The 12545-nt window shown below is 63.3% G+C and carries 12 protein-coding genes; 6 read left to right on the top strand and 6 right to left on the bottom strand.

Annotated features, from left to right (window positions below; all coding sequences use genetic code 11):
• Positions 1-24 precede the first annotated feature (24 nt).
• The 4 genes from ACI3KQ_RS06765 (at position 25) to ACI3KQ_RS06750 (ending at position 2628) form a co-directional block, all read left to right on the top strand.
• Positions 25-702 (top strand): RluA family pseudouridine synthase, encoded by a 678-nt coding sequence (locus tag ACI3KQ_RS06765; protein ID WP_404956008.1) that lies wholly within the window; start codon positions 25-27, stop codon positions 700-702.
• A gap of 5 nt (positions 703-707) precedes the next feature.
• The gene (arfB, locus tag ACI3KQ_RS06760) at positions 708-1133 is read left to right on the top strand and encodes an alternative ribosome rescue aminoacyl-tRNA hydrolase ArfB (RefSeq protein WP_404956007.1); all 426 of its coding nucleotides are present in this window, start codon (positions 708-710) and stop codon (positions 1131-1133) included.
• Between the two features lie 52 nt (positions 1134-1185).
• Entirely contained in the window at positions 1186-1671 is a 486-nt protein-coding gene (locus ACI3KQ_RS06755) for a GAF domain-containing protein (protein ID WP_404956188.1), read from the top strand.
• A gap of 126 nt (positions 1672-1797) precedes the next feature.
• Positions 1798-2628 carry an RcnB family protein gene (locus ACI3KQ_RS06750; RefSeq protein WP_404956005.1) on the top strand — a complete coding sequence of 277 codons (831 nt, stop codon included), beginning with the start codon at positions 1798-1800 and terminating at the stop codon, positions 2626-2628.
• A 119-nt stretch (positions 2629-2747) separates the two neighbouring features.
• Here the strand turns inward: ACI3KQ_RS06750 and ACI3KQ_RS06745 are convergent, their stop codons facing one another.
• Together ACI3KQ_RS06745 and ACI3KQ_RS06740 are read right to left on the bottom strand one after the other, a co-directional pair.
• Positions 2748-3566 (bottom strand): arginyltransferase, encoded by an 819-nt coding sequence (locus tag ACI3KQ_RS06745; protein ID WP_404956003.1) that lies wholly within the window; start codon positions 3564-3566, stop codon positions 2748-2750.
• A 117-nt stretch (positions 3567-3683) separates the two neighbouring features.
• Positions 3684-4931 carry a threonine ammonia-lyase gene (locus tag ACI3KQ_RS06740; protein ID WP_404956001.1) on the bottom strand — a complete coding sequence of 416 codons (1248 nt, stop codon included), beginning with the start codon at positions 4929-4931 and terminating at the stop codon, positions 3684-3686.
• A gap of 98 nt (positions 4932-5029) precedes the next feature.
• Between ACI3KQ_RS06740 and ACI3KQ_RS06735 the strand changes: the two genes are divergently transcribed.
• Both ACI3KQ_RS06735 and ACI3KQ_RS06730 read left to right on the top strand, forming a co-directional pair.
• On the top strand, positions 5030-5899 hold the full coding sequence (locus tag ACI3KQ_RS06735) for an NAD(P)-dependent oxidoreductase (protein ID WP_404955999.1): 870 nt from the start codon (positions 5030-5032) through the stop codon (positions 5897-5899).
• A complete protein-coding gene (locus ACI3KQ_RS06730; protein WP_404955997.1) occupies positions 5896-7590 on the top strand; it encodes an amidohydrolase in 1695 nt (564 codons plus the stop codon). Before ACI3KQ_RS06735 ends, ACI3KQ_RS06730 begins: the two co-directional genes overlap by 4 nt.
• 21 nt (positions 7591-7611) lie before the next feature.
• Here ACI3KQ_RS06730 and ACI3KQ_RS06725 read toward each other — a convergent pair whose 3' ends face one another.
• The 4 genes from ACI3KQ_RS06725 to ACI3KQ_RS06710 are packed head-to-tail and all read right to left on the bottom strand — an operon-like array spanning position 7612 to position 12540.
• Entirely contained in the window at positions 7612-9351 is a 1740-nt protein-coding gene (locus tag ACI3KQ_RS06725; protein WP_404955995.1) for an MFS transporter, read from the bottom strand.
• On the bottom strand, positions 9351-10103 hold the full coding sequence (locus ACI3KQ_RS06720; RefSeq protein WP_404955993.1) for an FkbM family methyltransferase: 753 nt from the start codon (positions 10101-10103) through the stop codon (positions 9351-9353). The genes ACI3KQ_RS06725 and ACI3KQ_RS06720 overlap by 1 nt, the downstream gene beginning before the upstream one ends.
• The gene (locus ACI3KQ_RS06715) at positions 10100-11245 is read right to left on the bottom strand and encodes a glycosyltransferase family 4 protein (protein WP_404955991.1); all 1146 of its coding nucleotides are present in this window, start codon (positions 11243-11245) and stop codon (positions 10100-10102) included. Before ACI3KQ_RS06715 ends, ACI3KQ_RS06720 begins: the two co-directional genes overlap by 4 nt.
• Complete coding sequence (locus ACI3KQ_RS06710; protein ID WP_404956186.1) at positions 11242-12540, bottom strand: hypothetical protein; 1299 nt, start codon at positions 12538-12540, stop codon at positions 11242-11244. The genes ACI3KQ_RS06715 and ACI3KQ_RS06710 overlap by 4 nt, the downstream gene beginning before the upstream one ends.
• Positions 12541-12545 lie beyond the last annotated feature (5 nt).

Here is a 12545-nt window from a genome sequence, read left to right as displayed (position 1 = left end):
TCCCTTTCTGTTGGATTATCATCCTTGACCCTGCTTCACGATCGCGTCCTGTTCATCGATGGCGAAGCCATTATCCTGGACAAGCCCTCTGGCTTGCCGGTGGACGCGCCACGCGACGGATCGCTCAGCCTTGAAAATCATCTATCGTCGCTGACCTTTGGGTTCCAACGCTGGCCGCTGCCTGTGCATCGGTTGGACCGCGATACGAGCGGCTGCCTCGCCCTTGCCCGAAATCCAAAGGCGCACAAACGCTACGCCGCCGAATTTGAAGCAGGCACCGTCACCAAACGCTATGTCGCCATATTGGAAGGCGTACCGGATCAACCCAGCGGCACTATCGACCTGCCGCTGAAAAAGGTCAGCAGCGCGGCGGAAGGATGGCGGATGATCGCCGCCAGCGACGGTAAGGCGGCAATGACCGAATGGCGTATGCTCGCGGAGAAAAATGGGCGCTCGCTCATTCTGTTCACGCCCCGGACGGGCCGGACGCATCAAATCCGCAGCCATGCCCTCCACGGCCTAGGCATCAGCATCGCAGGCGATCCCGTCTATGGAGATGGTGCCGGGCCGATGATGCTGCATAGCCGCTTCCTCAGCATTCCGCGCGGAGCAAAGCCTCCTGTCGAAGCGACCGCCCCTCTGCCGGACAGCTTCGCTGCTGCCGGGTTCGGCCCCGAATATCTGGATGAAGCGGGGGTGTAGCGCCTTTGCCGCTCATCCCCATCACTCGTTCAATATCGATTGACGCGGACGAACTGTCTGAAAGCTTCGTTCGCTCAACGGGCGCTGGCGGCCAGCATGTGAACACAACTGACAGCGCGGTGCAGCTTCGGTTCGATGTTGCGAACAGCCCATCCCTGCCCGAAGCCGTCAAGCAACGGCTGGCCGGGATCGCTGGCCGCCGAATGACAATGGACGGGGTCCTGATCCTGCGATCGGAAGGGTCGCGCTCCCAGCTTCTGAACCGGCAGGAAGTGCTGGCGCGGCTGATCGAACTGATCCGTGAAGCCACCATCGTCCCCAAGGCGCGAAAGGCAACCAAGCCCGGTAAAGCCGCCAAAGCGCGCCGGGTTGACGCCAAGAAGGCGCGCAGTTCAGTGAAGCAGGGCCGGGGCCGCGTAAAATTCGACTAGAATTCAGGTATGCGGGTTGGCCGACGCAGGCGACCGCCTCTATATGCCACCCATGTTCGATTTCTCGCCCTCGCCCGACGCAGACAAGTCCGCAATCTACGCCGACCTGATCGCGGCCGCTGATGCCATCACGCGGGACGAATCGGACGCCATCGCCAACATGGCCAATGTTGCCGCGCTCATCTGGCAGTTTCTACCGGACCTCAACTGGGCGGGCTTTTACCGGATGGTTGGGGACGAACTGGTGCTTGGGCCATTTCAAGGCAAGGCGGCCTGCATCCGCATTCCTCTAGGACGCGGCGTGTGCGGGACGGCGGCGGCGTCAGGTAAAACCCAACTGGTAGACGACGTCCACGCCTTCCCCGGACATATCGCGTGCGATGCGGCCAGTGCTTCGGAAATCGTGATCCCGGTGGCGCTGAATGGACAGGTGGTGGCCGTGCTTGACCTGGACAGCCCCACAACCGGGCGCTTTGATGCTGCCGATCAAGCTGGTCTGGAAGCGCTAGTAAAGCGGATTGCTCCGCGCGTCGCCTGACCGCTCCCTGCCCCGATTCGGGACAGGAACGCCGCTGCGTCGCGTGGATCGATGCGGATCGCCATGCTAAACAAGCCCTTAACTGCGCGCGGGCTGACGTCCGCCCGATATGACGGGGAGTGAACCATGCGAATCTGGAGCATCATGCTGGCGGGAGCGGGACTGACGCTGGGACTCAGTGGTCCGGCGATAGCGGGCGAAGCGACCCCTGCTGGCCCAGCGCTGGCGATGATGGGCAAGGGCGGCTTTTCGGGCCGGGCCGTCCATCGCTGGGGTCCGCGTGTTCAGGGCCGCTGGTTCGCCGGATGGCGCGCGCCGGGTGGTTGGGGAGCCTATCGCCGTCCTGTTATCGGCTATGTACTGCCCACTTACTGGGTCAGCCCGACATATCATATCGGCAATTACAGCGCCTATGGCTTGCCAGTCCCAGCGGCCGGATATCGCTGGTCGCGTTACTATGACGACGCTGTGATGACTGACCGCGACGGTCGGGTCCGGGACCATCGCAGCGATGTCCGGTGGGACCAGGACGACCGGTCCGATCCGCCTTATGGCGCGGACTACGACGATGACGTCACCATGCCTGGCGGCCCGCCACCTCACGAATATGAAGGCCGCTGGACCGGCACTTGGCGAGACGAGAAAGGGCAAACCTACAGCGGCGAATATGAAGGGCGCTTCGAAGGAGAGGCGCGCAGCAACTATGGCGCCGACTATGACGCCCCGCCTTACGCATCCGCTCCGCACGTGACGCATCACGAAGGCCTGGGTCAACCCAGGGTCACGACCACGCACGCGCCGGGCTATTATGCCAATGGCTATTATTATCCGGGGCCGACCACCACGACCGTCGTCGTTCAGCCGGTGATGACCACGACCCGCACCTACGTCACCAGCAAAGCCGCGCCGCGTCGCCATGCAAAGGGGAAGGCCCACCGGGACTGCAACTGCAAGTAAGTTGGACTGCACAGCCGGTCGCGAAGGAAGGGCTACCCTTCCATGCCATCCGATCGGCTGATTACACTCCCTTGCACATGACAGTGCACGACTGAAAACCAGCGGCCCGGTGACGGGATTTACTTCCTGAAAATTCCGCCCAGCTCGATCGGCAGCGGCGGCTCGTCACGCGATACGGCGCTGCGGATCGCTTGCGCCTGTTGCTGCGGATCGAACCTTACCCAACCGCTGCGGCTCAGCATTTCCAACGGGTGATAGCGGACCTTATACTGCATCCGCTGCGACCCCTCGACCCAATAACCGAGATAGACATAGGACAGCCCCGCTTTGGCCGACCGCAGGATATGGTCCATGATGATGTAGTTGCCCAGCCCCTTGCGATGCTCCAGCTCGGTATCGAAAAAGCTGTAGATCATCGACAGCCCATCCCCCTGCCGGTCGGTAAGGCAGGCCCCAACCAGCTTGCCGGGACGACCATTTTCACCCGGCTCGCGATATTCGACGACATGACTTTCCACCGGGGTCTGTTCGACCATGTCGGCGAAATCCATCTCATCCATCTCGGTCATGCCACCGCCCGGATGACGCGCGCGCAAATAACGCTGCAGCAGTTCGAACTGCTCCTCGGTCGACCAGGGCTTGCACGCGGTAACGACCAAATCGCTGTTACGGCGGATCAGCTTGCGCTGACTTGCATTGGGTTCAAACTGATCCGCCACGACACGGACAGACACGCAGGCCGAACAATCCGCGCAGCTGGGTCGATAAGCGACATTCTGGCTGCGGCGAAATCCGATGCGGCCCAGCGCGTCGTTCAGTTCCGACGCATTGTCCCCGTTCAGCTCGGTGAAAACCTTGCGCTCGCTGCGCCCCGGCAGATAGGGGCAGGGACTGGGATTGGTCACGAAGAAACGTGGAAAGCGAAAAGGTGCGGTCACGCCACTATCTCCGTCCCGACCCTGCGTGATGCTTGAATCATGGGGCAACTATGCCGCCCCCCGCCGTCTGTGAAAAGGACATTTACCACGAAAATCCGATCACCCGAAGTTCGCCGGTCAAGCGACCTCGATCGGCGCCACTTCATAGCCCGCTTCCCGCAACGCCGCGAGCAGCCGGTCCAGATGATCGCCGTCGCGCGTCTCGCACTCGACGTCCAGGCTCAACCCCTTGGCGGGCAGGTTGGTGAAGATGCGCTGATGCGACAGCTCCAATATGTTGACCGCCTCCTGGTCGAAAATCCGCGCGACATGGAACAGCGCGCCCGGCCGATCCTGAAGGATGATGCGCAGCCGCGCCAGCCGCCCGGAACGGGCCAGGTCGCGCAACAGGACATTGGCCAGCAACCGTGTGTCGATATTGCCCCCGGTCAGGACCAGCCCGACATTGCGCCCGGCAAACAATTCCTTATGCGTCAGCAAGGCGGCAAGCCCAGCCGCGCCAGCGCCTTCCACCACGGTCTTTTCAATCTGCAGCAATAGACTGACTGCTTCTTCCAAATCACGCTCGCTGACAAGCAGCACGTCGTCGGCAAAACGTTCGACAATCCGCCGGGTGAGTTCGCCAGGCTCCTTGACCGCTATGCCCTCGGCCAGCGTGTCGCCATCGCAGGGCAACTTCGCGCCTTTGATATGGCTATACATCGACGGATAAAGGTCCGCCTGCACCCCATAGACGCAGATATCAGGCTTCATCGCCTTTGCTGCGGTCGCCATGCCCGAAAACAGGCCGCCGCCACCGATGGGGATGACCAGCGTGTCGATTTCCGGCGCGTCCTCCAGCATTTCGAGCGCGACGGTGCCCTGCCCAGCGATGATGTCCGGTTCGTCAAAGGGGTGGACGAAGGTCAGCCCCTGATCCTTCGCCAGCTGACGCGCATAGGTGTTGGCGTCATCGAATTTTTCACCGTGCAGCACGACAGTCGCGCCATGCCCCTGGGTTTGCGTAACCTTCACCGTCGGCGTAGTCTTCGGCATGACAATGGTGACGGGGACGCCCAGGCGACGGCCATGATAAGCCAGCCCCTGCGCATGGTTCCCTGCCGAAGCCGCGATCACGCCCGTCCGCTTCGCATCTTCGTCCAGCTGGAGAAGCCGGTTCAAAGCGCCGCGTTCCTTGTAAGCCGCAGTGAACTGAAGATTTTCAAACTTCAGATAGACCTTGCAGCCCAGCATCGTCGACAATGTCTGGCTGATCAGCGTGGGCGTATGCACTACTGCACCCGAAATCCGCACGCGTGCCGCCAATATGTCGTCGACGGTAACAGGCAGCGGCAAAGCGCCTTCGATCTTGCTCAAGGTGTTCATGTGTTGGCCCCTAGCGGAAATTTAGTTCCGAAGGAACTGGCCCTCACTGAAAACTGTCCCTATGGCGGCGGGGGTGCGCGTTTACATGTACGAGGCATATGGCTAATATCGCTTTTATAGGCCTGGGTGTCATGGGTGGTCCGGTTGCCGGGCATCTGGCGCGGGCAGGACACAGCCTTACCGTATACAACCGTTCGATCGGCAAGGCGAAACGCTGGGCCGAGCTGTATGGCGGGGAGGTCGCGGTCAGCCCGGCCAAGGCGGCGGAAGAAGCGGAAATCGTCATCAGTTGCGTCGGCACGGACGATGACCTGTCGCAGGTAACGATGGGCCGCGAGGGCGCGTTTCGCACCATGAAGCCGGGCGGCCTGTTCATCGATCACACGACCGTTTCGGCCCGGATCGCGCGGCAGTTGTTCGTCGAGGGAGAGAGCCTGGGCCTGCACTGCGTCGATGCCCCGGTGTCCGGCGGGCAGGCAGGCGCGGAAAATGGCAAGCTGTCCATCATGTGCGGCGGCACCGCGCCGGCCGTCGATGCGGCAAGTATAGTGATGCAGACATATGCCGCGCGGATCGTCCATGTGGGCACGGCTGGCGCGGGGCAGACGACCAAGATGGTGAACCAGATCTGCATTGCAGGCGTGGTGCAGGGCCTGGCGGAGGCCATGCGTTTCGCGCAGGCCGCCGAGTTGGACCTGGACAAGGTGTTCGAGGCCATTTCCGGCGGCGCGGCGCAAAGCTGGCAAATGGACAATCGCTGGAAGACGATGGCGCAGGACAGTTTCGATTTCGGATTTGCCGTGGACTGGATGAGGAAGGACCTGGGGCTGGCGCTGGAAGAAGCGCGCGCCAATGGGTCGACCCTGCCCGTCACCGCGCTGGTCGACCAATTCTACGCCGACGTGCAGGCGATGGGCGGCAACCGGCAGGATACGAGCGCACTGGTGCGCCGGATCACGCGCGCATGAGGCAAAGGCTGCTGGCGGCGCTGGCCGCACTCGCGCTTCCCGTCCCCGCCATGGCGTCGGGGGTCATCGACAATGTGAACGGCATCGCGCTGGACGCGAGTGGGCAGGTCGTGCGTTTTCGCGCGCTGCTGATCGATGATGAGGGCAAGGTCGAAAAGCTGCTGCCGGGCCGTTATCAGGACCCGCCGCGCAAGAAGAAGCTGAAAAAAGGGGAATCCTGGCCCAAGGGACCCGACTTCAAGCTGGACGGGGCAGGAAAGACGCTGATCCCCGGTCTGATCGACGCCCATGGCCATGTCATGGACATGGGCCTGGCGTTCATTACCCTGGACCTGTCGGACACAGGATCACTGGCGGAAGCGCAGGCAAGGATCAGAGCCTATGCCGCCGCCAATCCCGCCCGCAAGTGGATCATCGGGACCGGATGGAACCAGGAAAGCTGGGGTCTGGGGCGGTTCCCGACCGCAGCCGACCTGGATGCAGCAGTCAGCGATGTGCCGGTGTGGCTGGAGCATGCCGACGGTCATGCCGGTTGGGCCAACAGCCTGGCGATGCGCGCCGCCAACGTCACGGCCACGGCCAAGGCGCCCCCCGGTGGGCGGATCGAAATGGCGGGTGGAAAGCCGTCTGGCCTGTTCGTGGACAAGGCGATGGACCTGATCCAGAAGGCCGCTCCACCGCCAGCGCCCAAGGACAGGGACATCGCGCTGGAAAAGGCGCAGCAGGCGTTGCTGGCGAACGGCGTGACCGGCATTGCCGACATGGGAACCAGCATCGAGGATTGGCAGGCGTTCCGACGGTCGGCCGATCGGGGCGCTCTGCGCGTGCGGATCATTTCCTATGCGCTGGGCCTGGACAATATGGTGATGATCGCCGGGCCGGAGCCGACGCCCTGGCTGTATGACGATCATCTGCGGATGGGTGGCCTGAACCTGGTTCTGGACGGCGCACTGGCATCGCGCGGGGCATGGCTGAAGACTGGCTATGCCGACGCGCCCGGCCAGCGCGGAATGGAACTGATCCCGTCCACCCAGCTGCGCAACATGATGAGCCGGGCGGCAATGGACAATTTCCAGATCGCGGTCGATGCGGTCGGCGATGCGGCGAACAGCGAGCTGCTGGACGCCATTACCGAACTGGGCCAGACCTATAAGGGCGACCGGCGCTGGCGCATCGAACAGGCGCAGATCGTCGATCCTTCGGACCTGCCACGATTTGGCCAGAACGGCATCGTCGCGTCGATGCAACCCGGGCGCGCTGTGGCCGACAGGCGCACGGCGACGGTCCGGCTGGGCGAAGCGCGGATCAACGGCGCTTATGCCTGGAAAGCGATGCTGGACAATCGCGTTCCCCTGACGTTCGGGTCGGATGTACCGACCGAAACGCCCAATCCTTTCGTCGGCATGGCGGTCGCGATGAGCCGGGAGGATGGCGCAGGCCAGCCGACCGGCGGCTGGACGCCGCAGCAGCGCGTCAGCTTCGAAGCGGCGCTGGACGGCTATACCCGGCAGGCGGCATTTGCGGGCTTTGCCGAAAAACGGTTCGGCAGCCTGATACCGGGCCAGCGCGCGGACTTCGTCATCATCGACCGCGATATTTCGGTGAGCCGCCCAGCCGATATCCGGGCCACACAGGTGCTGGAAACATGGATCGGCGGAAAGCGGGTCTATATGAAGGGCGTCAAACCCTGACGCTGACCGTCCCCGCCAAGGTCAGAGCACATCCCCCGAAGCGTTGAACGCGTCCTCCATCGTTTCGGGCAAAGGCGGCAGCACAGGGCTGTCGCAGCCGACTTCCTTCATATGTGCCCGCAGCGCATCCATCCTGCCAAGGTTCCAGCGCGCCAAAGGAATACCCAGCGGACGGAATTCAGCGCGATCGAACAGTTCCACCACATATTTTTCACATAGCTGATCCACCTGATCCAGCGTCAACATGGCCAGGTTGATGACCATGGGCCGCCCCGGAACGCCGTTGCGGCCCCGCACCAGATCCGTCACATACAGGCCGCCACGCGGATCAACCAGCACCACGTCGGCCTGCGATGCGTCGATCATACGGTGGCTGGCGGCGTAGGGCGCGACAAAGACATGGGTCCGCCAGACCAGATAGGCGCTGGCCACCAAGGTGACGCCCAGACCGATGAAGATCGGCCGCATCGCCGCCGGACGAAAGTGCGCCCAGCCCAGTCCGGCAAGCAGGCAGAACGGCCCGATAAAGCCGTGGGCATAGCGAAAGCCCCAGCCATAGCCCTGCGCCAGCGCGAGCCCGCAGCCTGCAAAACAGCCCAGGGCCAGCGGCAAGGCGATTTCCCGCCCCCTGATCGCCCGCCGCCATTGCATCGCGAACACGCCCAGCGTGGCGAGCGGCACCATCAAAATATTGTTCCACGCCGCAAACCGGCTGAGGTTCACCAAGGGTTGCCAGCGGTCGCCGAGCCGTTCGAACAGGCTGCCGACCTTGTCCGCCACCCCCGCCGAAGGACGAATGTCGGACGGCGGCCCCAATAGTTCCACCAGAAATCCGGGCCACAGCTTTGCCCAGACGATGACGATCGCCACCAGCACGATGACGTGGAACGCCGCCGCCGCCCAACGCCGCGCCAGCAGCATCCACAGGATGAAGGGCGCGATGAAGATGGGCGGGAAATGCCATTGGTGCAGGCCCGCCGCCACCAAGGCGACTGCGCCCGCGCTGACATGCCCCACCACGCCGCCGCGCAGCACAAGCGCCAGCCACACCATGTTGAGCGCGAAATGCCCGGTCATGGCGTAGGGTGTCATGGCCGTCACCCAAAGTTGAGCGGACGACAGAGCGAGCAGCATGGTCACCCACACCGCGTCGGGGCGCGTAGGGAACAGGTGAAGCGCGACCCTCCACAGGGCGAACAGCCCCGCGATCAGCAGGGCCGGTCCCGCCATGTTGGGATCGCCCAATTGCCAGAACATCGCCTGGATGGCGCTGTTCACCGGCAGATAGGCCGCCGTCCAATAATCCGCCGCGCCAAAGGGAGAGAAGAATTCGGGCATGATCGCCCGGCGATAGGGTTCCCATTCCGGTGGGATCGGGCGTGCCAACAGCCCTTCACGCATATAGGCGGCGGCAAAACGGGCGACCTCTTCATCGCGGGAGATCGCATAATCCTGGAACAGCCAATAATGTCCGGCCCAGGCGACCAAGCCGAACAGCATGATCAGGGGCACGATGATGCGCGCACGTGGCGCGGGCAGGCGAAAACCCATGCCCCCGGCGAAAGGCGCGGCCAGCGTCAGCAGCAGCAACCCGCCCAGCAGTGCAGGAAAATCCTGATCCAGGAACATGATGACCGCCAGGCTGATGCCCTGCCGATATGTCACGTGCCACAGGAAGGTCGCGCCCAGCCAAAGCGTCAGGCCGATGGCCCCCGCCAGGAACAGGCGCCGGGCATCGACGGATCGGACGCCGGACCCCATCAGGCGCCCTGCGGCAACAGCGCCTGGTTGACGAAAATGCCGTCCATTTCCACCAGGAGAGGGAAATGCCCCTTATTATTCGCGAAGAAAGCGGATGGCCGGAACGACCTGTCCGCCAGCCAATCGATCATGGCGCGATAATTGATCCCGCCTTCATAAATGGGTCGAACGCCCAGTTCCGTCTGGACCCCCGCGATCTGCGACAGCAGGTCCCCTGCCCCTTCGCACACCGACATGTCATGGCCCTGCGTATCCATTTTAAGGAATGGTCGCGTGAAGGCATGCGCTGCCTGAAGTTCCGGCAGCAGGCTGTCGATGCGGCGGCACTGCATTTCCACCGTACGGGTCACCCGGTTGCGGTCAGTGAAGATCGCATCCTGTCCTTCGGCCGGCTTTTCCAACGAGCTGAACTGGTCCGCCGCCATGATGTTGAAGCTGGCCGTGCCGTCGAAATCGGACAGGGCCAGGTTGAAGACATGCCATTTGGCGTCTTTGGAGGCGTGACGGGAAAGCTCAGCGAAAATGTCCGGGTTCGGCTCAAATGACAGGATTGTCCCGCCGAACCCTGCGTCCTTGCGCAGCATCGTCGCATATTGGCCGCGGTTCGCGCCCACATCGAACACGCAATCGATGGCAAAGGTGGACAGGAACCGGCGCAATGCCTGGATTTCAGGATATTGGTGGGTGCGACCCGCGACGGCGAGGCGAAGCGCCAGCGTGCGGTCGGTCAGTTCGCGGACATAGCGGTTCATGCCTGTGACGTCACCACGGAGCGATAGATGCCGATCGTCGTCAACGCCATGTCCTTCCAACTGCCCATCATATCGCCATAGGCGCGCGCGCCCGCGCCTGCTGCGTGTCTGATGGCCGTGCTTTCGATGAGCCGCAAGAGGGCTTGGGCAAGGGCGGGCGCATTTCCGGCGGGCGTGCGTACCGCAGCGCCATCAGGAAGCGCGCCGAACATGCCTGCGTCGGACGTGACCATCGCCTTGCCATGGTGCAACGCCGACAGGAACGCCCCGCTGGAATCGATGTGCCGATAGGGGAACAGAATGACGTCGGCCTTGGCCATGTGCGCGTCCAGTCGCCCTTCTGTCAGGAAACCAAGGTCGGTCATCAGCCGATCGCCGAACCCGGCGGCGCGGACCCCTTCGATCAGCGGGTCGATGTCCATGAAGGGCTTGCCCGCCAGCACCAGTTCAAAGGCAAGGCCCGACCGCCATAGCGAAAGGCAGGCTTCAATCAGCAGGTCGACCCCCTTGTAGGGGCGGATCGTGCCGAAAAACAGCAACCTTGGCGTCACGGGGTCAGCTATCGCGGCGAGGTCCTGCGCGCTCGCCCTGGCCAGGCGCATCGGCGGATGGGGCGTCACATGAATGCGGCGCGGCGAGACGCCCTGCCGCTCCAGCGCGTGCCGCGTGGTTTCGCCATGGACGATCAGCGCGTCGAATTGATCCAGCAGCGCGCGATAGCCCCGGCCCTGCATCCCCGCGTCGTCATGATAGGCGTCCGCATTGTGCACGGTATGGACCAGGGCCGTTCGCCCCTTCAACCGGCGAAGCAGGACCCGGTCGGCGGGCGCAAGCGGCAGCCATTGGAAATGGGCGATGTCCGAACGTTCCAACGCGCCAAGCCTGCCCAGAGCGGCCGTTGCACCATATTCCGCCGCCTTGATCAGGCGGAAGGCCTTTCCTTCGCCCAGCTTTGCGCGGAGGGATTCGCTGTGGCGGAAAAAGCGGGGGGCATAATCATAGCCCCTGGGCGCTATGGCGTCGGTCGATCGCATCGGGCGGCCCAGCAGCGTCACATCCTGTCCTTCGTCCGCGAGCGCCGCGCACAGGCTGTCGTCGTAACGCCCGGTGAAGAGCGAAGGATCGACCATCGTTACCTTCACCGTTCGCCCTTCAACAGGCGACGCAGCGACAGACCGTGGAGCATGGCGCCCAGAAGGAGCGTCGCTGTGTAAAAGGACAGGAAGGCGATATCGAACTGATCGCGCAGCAACAGGGCCAGCGGGACGCTGAGCAACGATCCGGCGAGGAATGGCAGCGACCGGGTCAAAAGATGCGCAAAGCGGCCAAGCGCGGCCTGGACATAGACTGATACGCAGATGATCGTCAGGGCGAACAGGGCCAAATCGACCAGCAGCAGGTCCAGCGACGAAATCGCCGCTCGGCCGTCAAACAGCTTCCCGAAAATCCAGGTGCCCGCCAACGCCAGCGCGACCGAAGTCGCCAGCGCGAAAACGAAACCTGCGCCGAGCGCTCTGGTCAGCAGCTGCTTCAGGCGGGCGCGGTCGTCCGCGTGAAAGGCGCGAGTGATGCGCGGCAGGGCAGCTTCCACCGCGGCGCGGACGAACATCGACAGCGCGCGGGACATCTTGAAGAAAAAGTCGAACAGCAGCATCGGGCGCGCGTCCTGCGTCGCCAGGGCTATCGTGAAATAGGGCGCATTATAGGCGACGATTTCCGACATGGTGAACATGGCCGACGCACCGATGTCGCGTAGATAATGCGCGCGCACATGGCCGCCGCCAACGCGAAAGGCGAACCAGTGCCGGACGGTCATTCCCAACCGGGCGTGGACCAGCATGATCGCCCACGCGATGACGCACAGGCTGACCCCCAATTGCAACGCCACCGACACGCGCGGATCAAGGCCCTGCAGGATGAACAGCAGCAGCGTGATCGTCATGATGCGCCGCATGAAGTCCAGCGCTTCCCACAGGAAATTGCCGTCCACTGCGGCGAGCGCCCGTTTGGCGAGCAAGGCGGGAAGGTTGACGCAGGCGGACAGGAAAAAGAGGATGAAAAGCACCGGCATCGTCGTGTCGATGCCGCCTGACGCCAGGGCAATGAGCAGGATGGCCAGGCCCCCGGCGATCAGCAGGCCAAGGAACAGGAACAGGACCCCCATTTCCTCCAGCCGGAACTGCCCCGCCCCTTCATCCCTGACGCCCAGCCAGTGCCGCCGCAGTCGGGCGTAGATGATGCTGGTGAGGCCGAATTCCGCCGAAATGGCGAAATTGCCGAAAGCAACAAGCAGCAGGAAGGATTGAAATTCGCGCAAGGGGAGCGCGCGCACGAACACGTAGGTGACGGCGAAGCCCCAGATCAGCGTCAGCCCGACATTGGCGAGCTTGACCAGAGCCAGAATTCGGGCCGACCCTTCCAACCGGGTGACCGCCATGCCAC

The organism is Sphingobium sp. ZW T5_29 (assembly GCF_044987515.1).
GTDB lineage: Bacteria > Pseudomonadota > Alphaproteobacteria > Sphingomonadales > Sphingomonadaceae > Sphingobium.
The sequence above is the reverse complement of the archived record's forward strand: the minus strand, read 5'-3'. Positions and strand labels throughout refer to the sequence as shown.